The sequence below is a fragment of the Azospirillum lipoferum 4B genome, from assembly GCF_000283655.1.
GTDB lineage: Bacteria > Pseudomonadota > Alphaproteobacteria > Azospirillales > Azospirillaceae > Azospirillum > Azospirillum lipoferum_C.
The window spans coordinates 2,438,980-2,456,159 of record NC_016622.1; the positions used below are offsets into that span (position 1 = coordinate 2,438,980).

17 protein-coding genes are annotated in these 17,180 nt (G+C 68.0%); 2 read left to right on the plus strand and 15 right to left on the minus strand.

The annotated features are described in order from the left end of the window. Window positions 1-44: 44 nt before the first annotated feature. From thrS to AZOLI_RS11260, 4 genes are all read right to left on the minus strand, one after another. Window positions 45-2,009 carry a threonine--tRNA ligase gene (gene thrS / locus AZOLI_RS11245; protein WP_014248759.1) on the minus strand — a complete coding sequence of 655 codons (1,965 nt, stop codon included), beginning with the start codon at window positions 2,007-2,009 and terminating at the stop codon, window positions 45-47. Between the two features lie 670 nt (window positions 2,010-2,679). Continuing rightward, complete coding sequence (locus AZOLI_RS11250) at window positions 2,680-3,960, minus strand: EAL domain-containing protein (RefSeq protein WP_244442476.1); 1,281 nt, start codon at window positions 3,958-3,960, stop codon at window positions 2,680-2,682. Window positions 3,961-4,110: 150 nt separating this feature from the next. Then, the gene (locus tag AZOLI_RS11255) at window positions 4,111-5,184 is read right to left on the minus strand and encodes a quinone-dependent dihydroorotate dehydrogenase (RefSeq protein ID WP_014248762.1); all 1,074 of its coding nucleotides are present in this window, start codon (window positions 5,182-5,184) and stop codon (window positions 4,111-4,113) included. Next, window positions 5,181-5,555 (minus strand): DUF952 domain-containing protein, encoded by a 375-nt coding sequence (locus AZOLI_RS11260; RefSeq protein WP_014248763.1) that lies wholly within the window; start codon window positions 5,553-5,555, stop codon window positions 5,181-5,183. The genes AZOLI_RS11255 and AZOLI_RS11260 overlap by 4 nt, the downstream gene beginning before the upstream one ends. A gap of 300 nt (window positions 5,556-5,855) precedes the next feature. Between AZOLI_RS11260 and AZOLI_RS11265 the strand changes: the two genes are divergently transcribed. Beyond that, a complete protein-coding gene (locus AZOLI_RS11265; protein ID WP_014248764.1) occupies window positions 5,856-6,074 on the plus strand; it encodes a hypothetical protein in 219 nt (72 codons plus the stop codon). A 29-nt stretch (window positions 6,075-6,103) separates the two neighbouring features. Here the strand turns inward: AZOLI_RS11265 and AZOLI_RS11270 are convergent, their stop codons facing one another. The 11 genes from AZOLI_RS11270 to AZOLI_RS11320 form a co-directional block, all read right to left on the minus strand. Next, entirely contained in the window at window positions 6,104-6,424 is a 321-nt protein-coding gene (locus tag AZOLI_RS11270) for a hypothetical protein (protein ID WP_014248765.1), read from the minus strand. A gap of 33 nt (window positions 6,425-6,457) precedes the next feature. Continuing rightward, complete coding sequence (terL, locus tag AZOLI_RS11275) at window positions 6,458-7,978, minus strand: phage terminase large subunit (protein WP_014248766.1); 1,521 nt, start codon at window positions 7,976-7,978, stop codon at window positions 6,458-6,460. After that, the gene (locus AZOLI_RS11280) at window positions 7,975-10,005 is read right to left on the minus strand and encodes a glycosyl hydrolase family 28-related protein (RefSeq protein ID WP_014248767.1); all 2,031 of its coding nucleotides are present in this window, start codon (window positions 10,003-10,005) and stop codon (window positions 7,975-7,977) included. The genes terL and AZOLI_RS11280 overlap by 4 nt, the downstream gene beginning before the upstream one ends. A 33-nt stretch (window positions 10,006-10,038) precedes the next feature. Next, window positions 10,039-10,824 carry a hypothetical protein gene (locus tag AZOLI_RS30350; protein ID WP_048816486.1) on the minus strand — a complete coding sequence of 262 codons (786 nt, stop codon included), beginning with the start codon at window positions 10,822-10,824 and terminating at the stop codon, window positions 10,039-10,041. Between the two features lie 20 nt (window positions 10,825-10,844). Beyond that, window positions 10,845-12,740 carry a hypothetical protein gene (locus AZOLI_RS11290; protein WP_044550065.1) on the minus strand — a complete coding sequence of 632 codons (1,896 nt, stop codon included), beginning with the start codon at window positions 12,738-12,740 and terminating at the stop codon, window positions 10,845-10,847. Window positions 12,741-12,753: 13 nt separating this feature from the next. Next, entirely contained in the window at window positions 12,754-13,323 is a 570-nt protein-coding gene (locus AZOLI_RS11295; protein ID WP_014248770.1) for a hypothetical protein, read from the minus strand. A 78-nt stretch (window positions 13,324-13,401) separates the two neighbouring features. Then, window positions 13,402-13,674, minus strand: coding sequence for a hypothetical protein (locus tag AZOLI_RS11300; protein ID WP_014248771.1), 273 nt, complete (start codon window positions 13,672-13,674; stop codon window positions 13,402-13,404). Between the two features lie 192 nt (window positions 13,675-13,866). Next, window positions 13,867-14,388, minus strand: coding sequence for a phage tail protein (locus AZOLI_RS11305; protein ID WP_014248772.1), 522 nt, complete (start codon window positions 14,386-14,388; stop codon window positions 13,867-13,869). Window positions 14,389-14,634: 246 nt separating this feature from the next. Then, window positions 14,635-15,453, minus strand: a complete 819-nt coding sequence (locus tag AZOLI_RS11310; protein ID WP_014248773.1) for a phage capsid protein — start codon at window positions 15,451-15,453, stop codon at window positions 14,635-14,637. Window positions 15,454-15,742: 289 nt separating this feature from the next. After that, window positions 15,743-15,967: a hypothetical protein gene (locus AZOLI_RS11315; RefSeq protein ID WP_014248774.1), complete on the minus strand. Its 225-nt coding sequence runs from the start codon at window positions 15,965-15,967 to the stop codon at window positions 15,743-15,745. Then, the gene (locus AZOLI_RS11320) at window positions 15,964-16,386 is read right to left on the minus strand and encodes a Fur family transcriptional regulator (RefSeq protein WP_044550067.1); all 423 of its coding nucleotides are present in this window, start codon (window positions 16,384-16,386) and stop codon (window positions 15,964-15,966) included. Before AZOLI_RS11320 ends, AZOLI_RS11315 begins: the two co-directional genes overlap by 4 nt. 142 nt (window positions 16,387-16,528) lie before the next feature. Between AZOLI_RS11320 and AZOLI_RS11325 the strand changes: the two genes are divergently transcribed. Further along, window positions 16,529-17,083, plus strand: coding sequence for a superoxide dismutase family protein (locus AZOLI_RS11325; protein WP_014248776.1), 555 nt, complete (start codon window positions 16,529-16,531; stop codon window positions 17,081-17,083). The last annotated feature ends 97 nt before the right edge of the window (window positions 17,084-17,180 follow it).

Here is a 17,180-nt window from a genome sequence, read left to right on the forward strand (position 1 = left end):
AAGCCGGCCGTCCAGAGGAGCGGCCGGCGGCGTCACGCGGTCGGTTAAAACGGCGAGTCGGTCGCGGTCTCGCCGGCAGGCGATCTCGCTTCCTCCACCAGTTTAGCCACGGCCGCATCAAGGGCAAGAATTTCCTGATCCTTGCCGCCCAGCACGCGGAGCGCGACCGTCCGCTCGTCCGCCTCGCGCTTTCCGACAACCAGCATCAGCGGCACCTTCTGCAGGCTGTGCTCGCGGACCTTCAGGTTGATCTTCTCGTTGCGGGTGTCGAGCTCGACGCGCAGGCCCTTGCGCTTCAGCAGCTTGGCCACTTCCTCGGCATAGCCGTCGGCCTCGCTGGTGATGGTGGCGACGGTCACCTGGACCGGCGACAGCCACAGCGGGAACTTGCCGGCGTAATGCTCGATCAGCATGCCGATGAAGCGCTCCATCGACCCCAGGATCGCGCGGTGCAGCATGATCGGCCGGTGGCGCGCGCCATCCTCGCCGATATAGCTGGCATCGAGTCGTTCCGGCAGATTCGGATCGTACTGCAACGTGCCGCACTGCCAGGTCCGGCCGATGGCGTCGGTCAGGTGGAACTCCACCTTCGGGCCGTAGAAGGCGCCCTCGCCCGGCAGCTCCTCATACTCCAGCCCGGCGTCGCGCAGCGCCTGGGCCAGCGCCCCTTCGGCGCGGTCCCAAAGCTCGTCGGCACCGGTGCGGACATCCGGACGCAGAGCCAGCTTCACCGAGATCTTGTCGAAGCCCAGATCCTTGTAGACGCCGAGCTGCAGCTTGAAATACTCGGCCGCCTCGCTCTGCACCTGATCCTCGGTGCAGAAGATGTGGGCGTCGTCCTGGGTGAAGGCGCGCACGCGCATGATGCCGTGCAAGGCGCCCGACGGCTCGTTGCGGTGGCAGGCACCGAACTCCGCCATGCGGATCGGCAGGTCGCGGTAGGAGCGCAGGCCGTGGCGGAAGATCTGGACATGGCCGGGGCAGTTCATCGGCTTGATGCCCAGCAGCTTCTCGCCGCCGTCGGCCTCCACCTTGAACATGTTGTCGCCATACATGTCCCAGTGGCCCGACGCCTTGAACAGCGAGCTGTCGATCAGCTGCGGCGTCTTGACCTCGACATAGCCGGCGGCCTTCAGCTTGGTGCGGATGTAGGTTTCCAGCGTCTGGTAGAGCGTCCAGCCCTTCGGATGCCAGAAGACCGAGCCGACCGCCTCCTCCTGCACATGGAACAGGTCGAGTTCCTTGCCCAGCTTGCGGTGGTCGCGCTTCTCCGCCTCCTCGATCTGGTGCAGGTAGGCCTTCAACTCCTTCTCGTCGCGCCAGGCGGTGCCGTAGATGCGCTGGAGCATGGGGTTGCGGCTGTCGCCGCGCCAATAGGCACCGGCCACCTTCATCAACTTGAAGCCCTGCCCGACCTTGCCGGTCGTCATGGCGTGCGGGCCGCGGCACAGATCCAGCCAGTCGCCCTGGCGGTAGATCGACACCGGCTCGCCCTGCGGGATCGCCTCGATCAGCTCGGCCTTGTAATGCTCGCCAAGCTTCTTGAAGTAGGCGACCGCCTCGTCGCGGTCCCACACCTCGCGCACGATCGGGATGTCGGCCCCGACGATCTCGCGCATCTTCGCCTCGATCTTCTCCAGATCCTCGGGCGTGAACGGCTCGTCGCGCGCGAAGTCGTAATAGAAGCCGGTGGCGATCGACGGGCCGATGGTGACCTGCGTGCCGGGATACAGCTTCTGCACCGCATCGGCCAGCACATGGGCGGCGTCGTGGCGGATGACCTCGAGAGCGTCGGCGTGGTTGCGCGTGACGATCTCGATCTTGGCGTTGGTAGTGACGGTGGTGGTGAGGTCCTTCACCGTGCCGTCGATCTTGACGGCAAGCGCATCTTTGGCCAGGCGCGAACCGATGGACTGGGCAATCTCAAGCCCGGTCACCGGCCGGTCGAACTCCCGCACGCTGCCGTCGGGCAGCGTGATGGCGATGTTGGACGTCACCGAAGTCACCATTTCACTAGTGTTGCGTGTCACCCGCATCGGGTGCCCGGACATGGCCGGGAACGCGAAATTTCCATCGCCGCGTGGGGGAATGTCAAGCGCGGTGGCGGAAATCAAGGGTGTGGACAGACCAACGCTGCATTGCCGCCACAACCCGGCATCGGTTCCTTGGCAGGTACTTGCCCCCCACCCTAACCCTCCCCCGCTGGGCGGCTATGGCATGCACACAACTCGCATTTGCGAAAGAACAGCAGCCTTTGGCAGCGAATAGCCCTTCTCCCCTTGCGGGAGAAGGGTTGGGATGAGGGGTGCTGCCAGCCGCAAGGCCGGTGCGATCCGGATTTGCGCCCCCCCTCACCCCAACCCCTCTCCCGCAAGGGGAGAGGGGCTTTCCTCAATGCCAAGCTGCACGTCTTTTCGCAAGCGCGAGATCTGTGCATGCCATAGGGCTGGGCGAGGGAGGGTTAGGGTGGGGAGAAGTCAACCGGTTGATAAAGGGCAAAATGCTGAACTACAATCCTGCAAAACAGGAAGGCACCGCCATGAACAAGCCCACGTCAGCCAACGAGGAGCCGCCCCTAGTCCGCTACAATTTGGCAGACTTGATAGAAGGTGTGTCGCCGGACCAATTCCGCAATGTCTTCGACTGGGGGCCCGACGTTGGTCGTGAGTGCGTAACAGTTTACTCCGGCTTCCGGCTCAGCCGCGGTTCGCCGAACAGATAGCCCTGGCCGAAGTCGAAGCCGGTGTCGAGCACCTCGACCAGCTGGTTCTCGGTCTCGATCTTCTCGACGATCAGGTCGATGCCCTCGGCGGCGCAGCGGTGGCGCAGCTCACGGATGCGCGCGGCATTGGCGGGGTCGAGCACCAGGGCGCGGTCCAGCTTGATGCAGCGGAACTCGTGGCGCAGCAGCCGGTCCAGGTCGATGGCGAGGTCCGTCACCTGATCCATCGAGAAGCGGAAGCCCAGCCGCGCCAACTGCGACAGGATGCCCATCGTCACCGCCCCGCCGACACGCAGATCGTGCTGGCTCAGCTCGAACACCAGCTTCGGCACCAGTGCGTGGTTCTGCGCCATCATGTTCAGGAACTGGCGCATAAACTCCGCGTCGGCCAGCGTCGCGGCGGAGATGTTGGCGAAGAAGCCGATGGCGTGCTGGCGCCGCTCCGTCTCGCGGATCAGCTGGACGCAGCGGACCAGCTGGAGGTTGTCGATGGTGGCGATCAGCCCCTCGCGCTCGGCGATGTCGAGATAGCGGTCGGGCATGATCTGCTGCCCGTCGGCAGCCCGCACGCGCGAGAACACCTCGTAGAATCGGTGCTTGCGCTGGGGCAGGCTGACGATGGGCTGGAGATAGACGTCGATGCGGTCGGCCTTCAGCGCGTCGCGCACCGCCTCCAGCACCGCGGCGTCGTCCATCGGCACGGCCGGCGCAGTAGCGGACGGGGTGGCGGAGGACGGGGTGGCGGAGGACGGGGTGGCGGAGGACGGGGACAGGGCGGGACGGCGCTCCCCACTGGCGGCCGGCGGACGGGGAGCCCGCCGTTCGGTCAGGCGGGCGACCAGCGACTGCAGAAGCTTCACCTCCTGCATCACCGCGTCGTAGCGGACCCCGCCATCGGGCTGGGCACCGGGATCGGGGGCGAACCGCTGCTCCAGAAGATGGGCCAGTTCCTCCACCCGGTCGTGCAGGCGGGCGAGGCGGCGGGCGGCCTTGCGCTCGCGCTCCAGCCGGGTCACCACGTCATGGACCAGCGCCCCGGCCAGCACCACCAGCGCGCCGGCCAGCCACGCCACCAGCGGATCGGCCTCCGGCCGCAGCGCCCACAGAGCGGCACCGGCTGAAATTCCGGCGATCAGGTAAGCCAGCGCATAGACAAGGTGCGTCAGCAGGGTCATCGCAGGAACCACGGTGGTGGAAACGGCAGTGCCGGGGCGGAAGTCGGCGGTCAGGGCCTTCATCGGATGCGCAGCCTTGGGCACGAGCATGGCACGGACCGGGCGGGCATCCCCACTCACTGTCGGGACACCCGCTTGACGATCCGTTAATGCTACGCCCCTGCCCGCCGCATCCTGCGCGGCCTTGGCACTTGTCTCCTCAGTGGTGACCCCTCAGCGGAGATCCGCCCCCACCGCCTCGGCGACGGACCGGAAGCCGTCGCGGCGCAGCAGCTCCGCCAGCTCGCGGCGGATGCGGTGGACCACCGCCGGCCCGGCATAGACCATCGCCGAATAGAGCTGCACCAGCGAGGCGCCGGCCCGGATCTTGGCATAGGCGTCCTCGCCGGTCGCCACGCCGCCCACCCCGACGATCGGCAGCTTGCCGCCGGTCAGCGCGTAGATCTCGCGCAGGACGGAGGTCGATGGCTCGAACAGCGGACGGCCGGACAGGCCGCCGGCCTCGCTGCGCATCGCCGCCGGGATGCCGTCGGGCCGGGCGATGGTGGTGTTGGAGACGATCAGACCGTCGATGCCGGACTCCAGCGCCACCGCGGCGATGTCGCTCTTGTCCTCCACCGTCAGGTCGGGCGCGATCTTCAGCAGAAGCGGCGGGTTGCGGGTCAGGCCGCAGGCGGCCCGCGCCTCCAGCACCCGCTCCAGCAGGGCGCGCAGCGGATCGCGGCCCTGCAGCGCGCGCAGCCCCGGCGTGTTGGGGGAGGAGACGTTGACGACCAGATAATCGGCCAGCGGCGCCAGCCGGCGCACGCCGATCACGTAATCGTCGGCGGCGTCGGCGGTGTCCTTGTTCTTGCCCAGGTTGGCGCCGACGATTCCGGGCGCGCGCTTGGCCGCCGCGCGGCGGCGCTCCAGCCGCTGGGCGAAGGCTTCCAGCCCCTCGTTGTTGAAGCCCATGCGGTTGATGACCGCCCGCTGCTCCACCAGCCGGAACAGGCGGGGACGCGGGTTGCCGGGCTGCGGCCGCGGGGTGACGCTGCCCGGCTCGACGAAGCCGAAGCCGAGATTCAGCATGGCGTCGACCACTTCGGCATTCTTATCGAAGCCGGCGGCGAGCCCGACCGGGTTGGTGAAGTCCAGCCCCCAGACGCGGGTGTGCAGCGCCGGTTCGTCCTTGCCACGGGCCGGCGGGACCAATCCGGTCTTCAGCGCCTTGATGGTCAGGCCATGCGCGGTCTCAGGGTCGAAGCGGAACAGCAGCGGCCCGGCAAGCGGATAGAGGTCGATCACGGAACGAGGTCCTGAAGGGTGAAGGGAAAACCGGCGGGGAAGGCGTGGCGCCCATCCGGCCCCAGCGGCAGCGGGTCGACCCGCAGCACGGCATCGACCGGCAGCGGCCCGTAGAGGTGCGGGAACAGCTGTCCGCCGCGCGAGGGCTCCCAACGCAGGGCGGCGCCCAGCCGGTCGGCGTCCACCGTCAGCAGCAACAGGCCGTCCTGGCCGGCGCGATGCTTGGCGGCGCTCTCCACCACCTGTCCGGCGGTGGAGAAATGGATGAAGCCGTCCTGGGCATCCTGCGACGAACCCGGGTAGCTGCCGGCCGGGCGGGCGGCGTCCCACTCGTCCGCGCGGCACATGTGGTGGATGATTCGGTCGGTCATGATGGTCGGACACTATCCCAAGGCGCGGCCACCGGCCAGACGCATCGAAGCCGCAGGCCCTCTGCCGCAACGCAAGATCGATTCACCGAATGCAATTCCGCACGCGGTGCGCGTTGCATTTTGCAAAGCACACTCGAAACTATTCGGCATTTTGCGGGTATTTTTGAGTTTCCGGGACCTTCGTTCCTGCCGAAACGGCGGGCCATCCAGTTCAACCCCAGCGATTCCAAGGGCCGAAACCGCCTTCGCAGAGTGGCACCGCTTTTGCTGTAACAGAAGCAAGTCAACGGAGGACCCGTCATGAACGCGATTTCCATGAGCCTGATGAAGAAGACCCACTCCTGCAACACGGACCTGGGCGCCTCGGTCACCGCCATGGGCGCGCTGTGCGAGCCGGGTCAGACCGCGGTCCCGCTGAAGCCGAGCGCCACCATGCTGGCGGCGGGCGCGCGGGCCGGCGGCGTGTCGGTCGAGGTGGCCTGGAAGATCTACCAGGCGATGATCCACCACGCCGACTGAGCCGACTCGCCCGTCGCGGCCGTCAACGGTCAGCGCCGTCCGCCCTCGAACGGCATGAAGCCCGAATCGAGCTTGGTCTCGATCCGCAGCAGATGGTCGGTCAGGCGCTGTTCGACGTCCTTGAGGGTCGCGAAGGAGACATAGGTCTTCGCGACCTCCAGCTTGTATGCGGCAAGGCTCTCGCGCACCTGCGCCTGAGCCTCCTCCGCCCGGGCGCGCAGATCGTCCAGCGCGCTGTCGGCATCCCTGCGCGCCCGCGCGATCAGCCAGAACAAACCGCCCATCGCCGGCAGTTCGACCGCGGTGATCCACCAGGCGAGATCCAGGCCTCCGGTCAGGGTGTCGTGCATCGGGGTCTCCTGTGGTTGAGGTGAGGATAGGACTCAAAGCTCCCAGTCCGACGGTGCCACCACTGTGCCGACACCCCGCCAATCGGGGCGGCGTTCGGGCAGGGCTGACGCCTCTTCGAAGCGGAAGGGTTCGGCATTGAGACAGCCGGCCACCGCGTCCAGGCCGTCGTCGGGCCCGCGATAGCTGCCGTCCGGACGCCAGTCGCGCATTTCACGGATCAGCGGCGTGTCCCACACCGACCGGTGGGCCAGCATGCGGCGGTCGGCCATCAGGGCGTCGAAGGCCTCCATGATGCGCTCGGCCTTGGGCTTGCGGCTGGTCTGCTCGACCACGCCGACGGCCAGCCGGTCATGGCGCAATCGCTTGCGCAGCATGCCGGGCAGGAAGCGGCCGATGCCGTTGATCTCGATGTGGATCGACGACAGGTGGTTGTCGGCGAGAAAGCGGGAGACCTGCCCGCATTGCTGGTCGGCCTCGGTCTCTTCCGACCGGGGGTCGACCGCCAGATATCGCACCCGGTGCAGGTAGAAGCGGTTGTCGGCGCCGCCGAAAACCACGGCGACCACGCTGCCGTCGCCGCCCTTGCCCTTGCCGTCCGCTTCCAGCCGGGCAAAGGCCGGGTCCCACCAGCAGGAGGCGGAAACCATCCGCACCCCGTCCAGCGTCAGCACCGCACGGCCCAGCGCCTCGCGATACACCAGCTCCGCGTCGTAGCGGCCGAGCTTGGCGACATCCAGCATACCGTCGGCGACGCTGACCGGACGCAGCAGCATCTGGCTGGTGAACTTGTTGGGGCCGGTCGATTTGCGGATGCGGGCGACATGCGCCTCGCCGAAGCGTTCCTTCCAGGTATAGGTGCGCTTGCCCTCGGCGTCCTCGGTATAGACCGGCAGGACCAGCCGCTCGAATCCATCCAGGAAAGGCGGGCTGCCGTCGTCGGTCTCCTCGGCATAGAGGCTGTCCTGCGCATGCGGCGTGCCGACATAGAGCTGCGCCCCGCCCGGCACCAGCACATATTCCAGCTCCGACAGGCGTTCGCGCAATGCTGCGCGTTTGACCGCCGTGTCGGCGTTGCGCGGCACCTCCACGTCGTCGCAGATCACCACGTCGGCACGGCTGCCGGTGATGTTGCCGCCGATGCCGGCCGCCGCCATCGACGGGTCGCGCAATTCCATCGGCCGCACCACCGTGAACTGGTCGGCCGCCCACTGGTCGCGCTCCCTGGCCGGCGGCTTCAGGTGGGCGCAGCCGGGATGGCGTTCCAGGATGCGCTTGACGTTGCGCACCATCTTCGTCGCCAGCCGCATGTCGGCGGCCAGCACCAGCAGCCGGCGGTTGGGATCGCGCAGCAGCAGCCAAGCCGCGAACAGCCCGACCAGGGTCGATTTGCCCGAGCCGCGGAAGGCCATCAGCAGCATGCGCCGGTTCTGCCCGGCCATATGCTCCTCCAGCCATCCTGCCATCCGCGCATGGTGGGCGGGGGTCTTCAGTTCGACCATCCTGTTCCAGCCGTCGACGAAGCCGAAAAAACTGCCGTCCTCCCGCTCCGTCATGGATTCCGCCCCAGAACGTGCCAGCCGGCGCCGTTCGACATCACCGTCACCGCATGGCCCTGGGCGGCCAGCGCGATGGCCTCGCTGTCCGGCCCGCCGCCGCCGGCCTGGGTGACGGTGACGCGGTTGCCGCCGGTGTCGGACTTCTTGACCGTGACCGTCCGCCCCACCGCATGCGGCGCCGACGGCGCCGGCAGCCGCACCTCCACCGCACCGTTCCAGGCGCTGACCAGATAGAGCTGCTGGTTCAGGTCCGGCTCGAACAGGCCGGGGGTGTCGTGATAGTGGGCGTTGCCGGGCTGGCTGTTGCCGGCGACGATCCACCAGCCCGCCCCGTTCGACACCAGCGTGACGAAATCGTACCGGTTGCCGAGCGACAGCACCCGCCCGTCCGGCCCCGGTCCGCCGGTCTCCGTCACCGTCAGCGGGTTGGTGGACGCATCGGTGCGCTTGATCGTCACCGCATGGCCGTTGGCGTCCTCGGCCTTGGGCAGGCGCAACTCCACCGGCCCGCCATAGGCGCTGGCCAGATAGACGGAACTGCGCAGGTCCAGCGCCACCAACCCGCCCTGGACCGGCTCCACATAGTCGGTGTCGTAGCGCAGCGCCTCCACCACCAGTTCGGTGACGCGGCTGCGCTGAAGCCGGTTCTTCTCCGGATAGCCGGCATTGACCGCGGTGTATTGCCCGCCCGAGCGATCGAGGATCGCCGGCCCGGCAGCGGCGGAGAACAGGTTGACCACCGCCGTTTCCACCGACCCGGCATCCAGCTGCAGGTTCGGCAGGGCGCCCAGCGACTCGGCGTAGAAATTCACGATCAGCGTCTTGTCGGTGACGGCGCCGACGCGGAAACAGGCCTCCGCCCCCGGCCACAGATTGGCCTCGCAGTCGAAGAAGGCGTTGTTGAAACGCCCCTGCTCCACGAAGAAGCCGCAGCCGCTCATCGGCGCCGACAGCGAATAGACGCGCACCGCATGGAACCGGTTGGCGTTCGGCGTATCGCCCGCCCCGGTCCGCGTCAGCCACACCCCATGGCGTGATGGCCGCGCCACCAGCACGCGGGCGATGTTGTTCCAGTAGCAGGGCAGGTTCGGGTCGATGTAGCCGTCGAAGACCAGCCCCACCTCCGGCTCCCACAGGGTGAGGTCGGTCAGGCTGTTCTGCACGCAAGGCCCGTCGCGGCCGAACAGCCGCACTCCCGCCTTGCCCTGCTCCAGCCGCAGGCCCGACAAGGTGGCGTAGCCGTCCGGCAGATGGATCAGGTCGAAGCCGTTGGACGCCCCGCGGATCACCGACCCCTGCCCCACCCCGTACAGCGTCTGCCCGTAGCCGAGCGTCAGCGTGTTGGCGATGCGGTAGGTGCCCGGCGGCACGAACACGGCGCGGGCCGAGGTCAGCGCCGCCTGCAGGGCCAGCGTGTCGTCGACCAGACCGTCGCCAACCGCGCCGAAATCCTTCACCGACGCGAGGTCGGCCAGCTTGTCGCGCACCGGCCGGGCGGTGGCCCCGGCCCCCGGCGGCAGATAGGTCGCCAGCGCCTCCTCGTCCACCGGCGGGCGGATCGTGGGGTTGCCGGCGCTGTCGAAGGCCAGCAGCTTGCCCTGGCGCAATCCCCGTTCCGGCAGCAGGGGGGAGGCCGGCAGGTCGCTGTCGGCATAGCGCAGCATCAGCTCCTGATCGCCCGCCACCTGCTGGAGCATCGCCGTCAGCCGGTCCAGCTCGCCATTGAGGGCGGAGGCCGGCAGCGGCCCGCTTTCACCGAAATCGCTGCGCCGTTCGATGGGCAGCCGGCGGCGCAGCAGCACCACCGTACCCTCCGCCGGCGCCGCAGCGAAGGTCACCGCCCCGCCCGCGCCGGCGCCGGCCCCGCCGACCGCATAGCCGGTGCTCTGCAGCGCGGCGCCCAGGAAGACCTGGAGATCCTCGTCGGCGAAGATCGGGAACGGGTAGGTGAAGACCCGCTGCGCGCCGTCGGCAAGATACTGCACGCGCGGGATCCCGCGCGGGATGAGAAGCGACGTGGACATCGGGGATCTCCGCGAATACGCACACAAGCGCGCTCAAAAGAACTTGCTCATGTATTCCAGCCGCTGACGGTCGGCGAGTTGCGACAACTCCAGCAGGTTGCGGCGCTTGGCCTCGTCCAGGCTCTGCTGGATGGCGGCGCGTTTCAGCTGGTCGGTCGCCTGCGCGCCCTTCCGTTCGGTCTCGCTGGAGTTGGTCAGCCCCAGCAGGATCGCCTCGCCCGACCCATCCTGCGCCGTGACGCCCCGCGCCCCCAGCCCGGCGCGCGTCTTGCTGACGGCCTGACGCAGGGCAGCCAGCCGCCGCTGTTCGGCCGCATCCGCCGCAGCGGTCAATTGGGCCAGCTGGGTTTGGGCGTCGGATTCCTTGGCGCGGACGGTCTGCTCCTGGCTGGCGCGCAGCTGCGCCAGCGTCTGCTCCTGGGAGGAGCGGTAATCGTCCATTTCCTTCGCCCGCGCCGCCGCAGCCGCCGCAGCGGCCGCCTCGTCCTTCTGGCGCTGAAGCTCCTGCTCCCGCTGACGCAACTCGGCGTCATGGCTCCACTGGCGGGCCTGCGCCTCGGCCTCTAACTGGGCCTGCTGCTGGCGGGCGGCGGCGGCGGCCTGGGCGTTGCGTTCGGCCGCCGCCGCTTCCTCGCGGTACTTCTGTTCCAGGGCCGCCTGTGCGGCGGCGGCCTGTGCCGCGTCCTGCTGGCGCTTGTATTCCAGTTCGGCAGCGGCTTGTTGGGCTGCGGCCTGCTGTGCAGCGGAACCGGACTGGCCGGCACTGGCGCTGCGCACGGTGCCGATGACCGAGCTCGCCAGCGGCAGTGCCGTGGTCACGAGGGGAGCAATTCCACCCATCAGTCGTTCACCTTCAATTCCATGGTCACGGAAAGCAGCGTGAAGGGCAGCGGCGCATCCTGTTCGATGCGCCACAGCGGGACATTGGTGTCGTGGCGCCAGCCGAGCGCCCGCAGCCGTCTGTCCCCCGACACGCGCGGCGGCACCCCGCCGGTGGGTTGCGGACCAAGCCGGTGAAGCGGAAGTTCTTGCAACCCGCGCCCCAGATCGACGCGCAGCGCCGCCGTCTCCTCCAGCCGGAAGGTGACGGCGACCAGCCGGACGATGTCGGCCCCGGTCGCCTGACCCAGCAGGTTGGGCGGCAGCGGCTCGATCCGGTGGGTATAGGGCAGCCCGATCTCGACCCTGCGCGCCGGCGGGTCGAGCGTGACGCTGCCGGCCTGCACGGTGACGGAGTTGCGGATCACCCCGTCGGCGACGATTGCGACCGTCCGTCCCTCCAGATGCGCCAGCCCGCCCCAGACCGCGGTTGCCTCACCCCGCTCGGCGGCGATCGCCGCATCGAGGTTCAGCGCATCGTCGAACCGCTCGATGGACCACACGCCGCGCCGCTCCACCAGCGTATAGACCTCGTCCCCCACCGCGGCGACGGAGCGGACCGCCCCATCGGTTTCCAGCAGGGTCCAGGCGGTGACGTCCTCCGCCCGGTAGGCGGTGAGCGCCCCCAGCGTGCCGTCCTCCATCGCGACGAACAGCAGCCGGCGGTTCTGGTCGTAATCCTGGTCGCGCGGGCTGGACAGCAGATGGCGGGCCAGCAGGGCGAGGTCGTTCGCCTGATAGGCCGCCTCGGTGTCGGTATAGAGGAACTCGCGGATTTCGCGCCGGTTGCGCGGCACGAACAGCGTCGCCCCCTCCACGTCGCGCGGCGGAATGGCGCGGTCCATCGGCGAGCCGATGCGCGTCTGGCGGTTGACCTGCATGCTCTGCGGGGTCAGCGGGTCGCCGGTCACCATATATTCGGCGCCCGACGTGAAGACCTGCAGATGCCGGCCGGAGAAGACGGCGCGCACCGCGTTCACCTGATCGGACAGGATGCCGAATTCGATGGCCTGATCGTCCAGCCCCTCCCCCAGATCGAAATTCCAGATCTGGGCGGAGCGCGACAGCCACAGCCGGTTGGGCAGGTCGCGCGAGCCGCCGATCACCAGCCGGTCCTGGTGGAAGGCCGCCGACACCGGCCAGCCGCGCAATGCCGAGAAGGCCTGCTCCTCCCATTGCGTCGTCGGCTGGGTGTCGGCCAGCGTCTCCTTCACCGTGGCGTTGAGCTGGGTGGCCGATACCACGCCGGTCACCTGCAACTGCTTGCCCTCGATGCGGATGCGGGTGCCGTCATGACGCGGGTCGAAAACGGGGGCGGAGGCGGTGACGGTGATCGCCCCGCCGGTGCCGGACGGCGTCACCGTCACCGCCGGATCGCCGAAGCGGTGGAAGGGTGTCCGCACCAGCTCCCCTTCCACCGCAAAGGCCCACTCGGCCAGGGTCCAGGCCCCGTCGTCGCCGCGCGTCAGCTTGCGCGGCGGCAGGTCGGGATGGCAGACCAGCAGCGTGTCGGCGCTCTGCGTCCAGGTGATCTGCGCCAGTTGCGTCAACGTCCAGGGCGCGGCAACCGACGCCAGCTTGCTCCCGCCCTGGAACACGTCGATCCAGCGGTCGGTGAAGACCAGCAGATAGGTCTGCTCGCTGTTCCGCTCGAATGCCACCAGCCGCCCGTCGCCGCGGGCCAGCGCGGTGAAGGCAAGACCCGACCGCCGCGTCACCCCGCCGGTCGGGTCGATGAACAGGTTGCGCAGGGCCAGCGCGCCGTTGTCGTAGGCCTTGAGGTCGCCGCGTCCGAGCAGGCGGCGCGACACCTCGCCGGCGGTGAAGTTGGTCTTGACCTGATGCAGCCGTCCCATAACGTCCTCCCCTTCATGCTCTCGCATCGATCAGGGTGAAGTCCTCGAAGCCCGGCTGGCTGTCCTGCTGGGCGTCGATCTGGCGGGCGCGGCGGAACTCGCTCTCGGCCAGCTGGGCCAGCAGCTCCGCCCGCGTCGAGCTTTCGGTCAGCGGCAGGCAGAACTCGGCGGCGAGCCGGGCGATCAGCGCCTGATCGAAGAAGGCGGGGAAATGCTCCTCCGCCGGACGGCCGATATAGGACAGGGTGACGGCGCCGGCATCGCACAGCAGCGTCCGGCCGCTGATGCGATAGGACAGACCGCGCCCCCGCCCGTCGCCCCCCGCCCCCAGCGCCCGCAGGAAATCGGCCGGCAGTTGGAAGGCGCAGGCATAGTCGGCGACCGGCGGTTCGGCCAGCCGCGGCAGCGTCGCCTGGACGCTGGCGAAGCTCCAGGCGTTGGCCGACAGCAGTGCGTCGCGCGTTGGCGCATAGAGGGCGGCGGCGACCTCCGCCTCGGCGGAGCCGTCGTCGAAGGAGGCGATGGCGGTGGCGCCGAGCTTGATCAGCGCGCGGCCGCACAGGCCGATGGCGGTCAAGGCCATGGACGGTCTCCCTTTCCAGGGTTTCGGAAAGACGCCGCCCTCTATGGTCGACGTGCGGCGCCCTTCCCTTTCGGCGGATCAGTCGCCGTTGGCGCTGCCGAACGGCGTCAGGTTGGCGACGTCGACCGCTCCGTTGGCGCTGGCCGCCACCACCAGCACGCCGGTCGCCGGCGTCGCGCCGCCGACCGCACAGTTCGCCAGCAGCATGTCGCCCACCCGCAGCAGGTCGGCCGCACCGTTGAAATAGCCGGCGGTGTCGATGTCGGTCGCCGCATCGGCCGTGGTGTAGTGCCAGAGCGTGAAGCCGTTCGCGTAGGCAAGCACGCTCAAATCCTTGGACGCATAGGCCATGGATCGAAGACTCCATAAATGAAGGTTGGGACATATCTCGCGACACGCCGTGTCAAGGAATTCGGCCAGCAAGCTACGGTGCATGGGAAGCGCTGGGCTGTTTTCAGCGAGCGGGCTCCGTCACGGAGAATATGAAGACAGCAGCAAGAAGAAGGGGCATGGAACTTGCTATCTAATCAAGCAAACCCTACTTTACGCCTTGATGATATAGGTGGTGATTAGACTCGGCTGCGTGTTGTTGTGCTGCTGTCCACCACCGACACTGCTGGTGGCGGACGATGACACGTTGGACGTGGCGTAAGGATCCTCGCTGCCGGCCCCGCGCGTGCCAGACGACGGCAAGACATAACCGGCATGTGGATAGACGCTGTGATAGTGATTGGGCATCTGGGCTGTCGTCAGCGTGTGCGTCTCGGCGCCGCCCGACGCCCCGAGCGTGGTTCCGGCAATGTTGGAGCCTGTGGAGGTCAGCCGGTTGGCGGCCGTCCCTCCCATATCGTCTTTGCCGGCGGGGACGCGTCCGCGAAGGTCCGGCAGGTTGAAGCTGGTCGCGCCATCTCCGGCACCGAACGACGTGCCGAGAACAGCGAACAGATCGCTGTATGTCGTGCGGTCGACTGCGCTGCCGTCGCACAGCAGATAACCGGCTGGCGCGATGGCGCCGCCGAAAGCCAGAAGGGCACCGGTGGGGACAAGGCAGGAACAGGTCGTCATGAGGGCTCTCCATAGGTTGGTTGAATAGGTCGAGGCTGGCCACCGAACGCCACATGAGGGCAGGATGGGACATGGCTGACTGACCCATGCCGTCCACCTCGAACGCCAAGTCGTAATGCGGGCGAGTTTCGCTGGGCTCTTGGCAGTTTCCGATCAGGGCCGCCGGAACGGCGGTCAGAGGCGGGCAAGACATCGCCTCATGCCGTGGCGGCTTCAGTGCCTGAAAGGATGCTCAATCTGCGAAGTTCAGCTCTCCAGGCAGCGCAGGGTCACAACGCCGGTGGTGTCGATCAGCGCGGCGCCCTGGCTCATCATGTTGTTGACGAAATGCGCCGCGCGGTCGCCGTGCCAGGTGATGTCGGTCTTCACGTCGGCGCCCGCCGCGTGGCCGACCGCCGTCTTGTGATACCAGTGGCAAAGCCGGACATTGCCGCTCAGCGTCAGGCCGGAATGCGGCAGCCACAGCGTGCCGAGCCAGCGCTTGGCCTGGGTGCCGCGCCAGGGCAGCTCGTCGGAACCGACATAGTCGGAGCTGGCGAATTCCTCGATGCCCAGCAGCTGGCTCCACTGCTTCCAGCCGACGACGGCGAAGCGCTGGCCGTCGTCCGGCACATCGGCCTCGCCCATCATCTCGAAGGCGGCCAGGATCTTGGCCTTGGTCAGCCCATCGGTGGCGCTGCCGGCATAGTTGACGGATTTGTTCAGTTCGGCGATCAGCAGCTCGTCGGTCTTGCGCCCCAGCGCATAGGCGCCGGCATTGGCGATGATCTGCCGCTCGTCGATGTTGGTCTTCAGCTCGTCCAGCCGGTCGACCCAGTCGCCGGCATAGAAATCATACAGCGCGCATTCGACCGGGGTGTGGTCCAGGTTCATCACCGGGACCGCGCCATGGCGCGACTTGGTGGAGGCGGCGCCCTTGCCGACCTTCTGGAAGACGGTGGAGGCGCCCTGCACGTTGTTCTTGCTGCGCACCGTGTTGCGCAGCTTGGAACCCATGCGCTGGTAGGCCTCGTGGACCTCGCGTTCGAACTGCTTGACGAACGCCTGGGCGATGCTGGTCGACATACGGATTTTTCCTTTCGCGTTCCTGCGGATCCCGCGACGGCGTGGCGGGAGGAGTCGTTCCGCCACCCGGTTGTCGGGACCGCGCGCAAGGCGCAGCGCCGGCCGCGGGCGAAACGCGAAAACAAAAAGGGCCGGCCGGACTATCGAGTGTCCAACCGGCCCTTTTCGGACCGAAGCGAGGGGAGAGCTTTGGGTCTGTCGGGCATCGAGGTCCGGGGGCGGACCTGTCGCCTTGACGAGATTGGTTATAGGATTTTATTCAGTAATGATCAAGGACTATTTTCACATATCAATGCCGGACCGGCCCCGCCACCCAATGGCTGACGATGGTCTCCGCCTGTGCCGGCGGGATTTCCGGATGGTGGTAGCGGTAGACGGTGACCGCCGCCTCCAGCGCATAGCGTTCCGGCTGGCCGCAGCGGCACAGGCCGGAATAGCAGCGCTGCACCGCATCTCGGCAGGCGATGGCGCCGGTGATCGGCTGCTCCGCCTCGGGAAAACGGGGATCGGTCATGGACGCTCCTCCTCATCCAGGGGCACGCCGTAGATTTCCAGCCGGTGGCCGACGATCTTGTAGCCGAGTTCGCGGGCGATGCGTTCCTTCAGCGCCTCCAGCTCCGGGCTGGCGAACTCGATGATCCGCCCGGTGCGGGTGTCGATCAGGTGGTGGTGGTGGTCGGCCGTCGCCTCCTCGTACCGCGCACGGCCGTCGCCCAGGTCGACGCGCTCGATCACCTGCGCGTCTTCCAGCAGCCGCATGGTGCGGTACACCGTGGCGATGGAAATGCGCGGGTCGATCAACACGGCCCGGCGGTGCACCTCTTCCACATCGGGATGGTCGTCGGCATCCGACAACACCTGCGAGATGACGCGGCGCTGCCCGGTCATCTTCAGCCCCTTCTCCATACACAATGCTTCCAGACGCGACGTCATCACCCCAACCCTGGTCTTTGCTTCCCGAGACCCCCATCATACTGAAAACCGTTCGCAATCCCAGAGCGGTTTCGCAGCGACGGAAAGTCGCTGAACCCGCCGGCACCCCTCATGGACCGGCCAAGATGGAGGACTGACCCGCATGACCCGTGCCCACCCGCCCCGGATCGCGACGACGCAGGCCCTGCTGATCGCCGGCCTGTCGCTGTTCGCCGCCCCGGCCCTGGCCCAGCAGTCGGCCCCGGCTCCCGCTCCCGCCGCCCAGGCCGCCGTCGCCGATGCACAGGGCAAGCCGCTGGGGACCGTCACCTTCACCCGCTTCCCGCACGGCATCCTGGTCCACGGCCAGCTCGAAGGGCTGCCGCCGGGCTGGCATGGCATCCACATCCACGAGAACGGCGCCTGCACGCCCGACTTCAAGGCGGCCGGCGGCCATTTCGGCGCCCAGGGCTCCAAGCACGGGCTCGAGTCCGAAAAGATGCATTACGGCGAGCTGCCCAACATCTGGGCCAACGAGGCCGGCAAGGCCGGGTTCGAGGCGATCACCCACATGGTCACCCTGACCGACGGGCCGGACGGCCTGTTCAAGCAGGGCGGCACCTCCATCATCGTCCATGCCCAGCCCGACGACTATCTCAGCCAGCCCGCCGGCAACTCCGGCGACCGCATCGCCTGCGGCATCATCAAGAAGCCGTAAGCACCGCCTAAACGGTCCCGGGGCGCGACCATTTGCCGCGGCGTCGCGACGAGGATTCGCGCCCCTTTCCCGCAAGTCCTGACCCGCGCACCCCTGC

Coding starts and splice junctions, on each gene's coding strand:
- thrS (WP_014248759.1), bottom strand. CDS start 2,009: ATGGTGACTTCGGTGACGTCCAACATCGCCATCACGCTGCCCGACGGC.
- AZOLI_RS11250 (WP_244442476.1), bottom strand. CDS start 3,960: ATGAAGGCCCTGACCGCCGACTTCCGCCCCGGCACTGCCGTTTCCACC.
- AZOLI_RS11260 (WP_014248763.1), bottom strand. CDS start 5,555: ATGACCGACCGAATCATCCACCACATGTGCCGCGCGGACGAGTGGGAC.
- AZOLI_RS11265 (WP_014248764.1), top strand. CDS start 5,856: ATGAACGCGATTTCCATGAGCCTGATGAAGAAGACCCACTCCTGCAAC.
- AZOLI_RS11270 (WP_014248765.1), bottom strand. CDS start 6,424: ATGCACGACACCCTGACCGGAGGCCTGGATCTCGCCTGGTGGATCACC.
- terL (WP_014248766.1), bottom strand. CDS start 7,978: ATGACGGAGCGGGAGGACGGCAGTTTTTTCGGCTTCGTCGACGGCTGG.
- AZOLI_RS11280 (WP_014248767.1), bottom strand. CDS start 10,005: ATGTCCACGTCGCTTCTCATCCCGCGCGGGATCCCGCGCGTGCAGTAT.
- AZOLI_RS11290 (WP_044550065.1), bottom strand. CDS start 12,740: ATGGGACGGCTGCATCAGGTCAAGACCAACTTCACCGCCGGCGAGGTG.
- AZOLI_RS11295 (WP_014248770.1), bottom strand. CDS start 13,323: ATGGCCTTGACCGCCATCGGCCTGTGCGGCCGCGCGCTGATCAAGCTC.
- AZOLI_RS11300 (WP_014248771.1), bottom strand. CDS start 13,674: ATGGCCTATGCGTCCAAGGATTTGAGCGTGCTTGCCTACGCGAACGGC.
- AZOLI_RS11305 (WP_014248772.1), bottom strand. CDS start 14,388: ATGACGACCTGTTCCTGCCTTGTCCCCACCGGTGCCCTTCTGGCTTTC.
- AZOLI_RS11310 (WP_014248773.1), bottom strand. CDS start 15,453: ATGTCGACCAGCATCGCCCAGGCGTTCGTCAAGCAGTTCGAACGCGAG.
- AZOLI_RS11315 (WP_014248774.1), bottom strand. CDS start 15,967: ATGACCGATCCCCGTTTTCCCGAGGCGGAGCAGCCGATCACCGGCGCC.
- AZOLI_RS11320 (WP_044550067.1), bottom strand. CDS start 16,386: ATGACGTCGCGTCTGGAAGCATTGTGTATGGAGAAGGGGCTGAAGATG.
- AZOLI_RS11325 (WP_014248776.1), top strand. CDS start 16,529: ATGACCCGTGCCCACCCGCCCCGGATCGCGACGACGCAGGCCCTGCTG.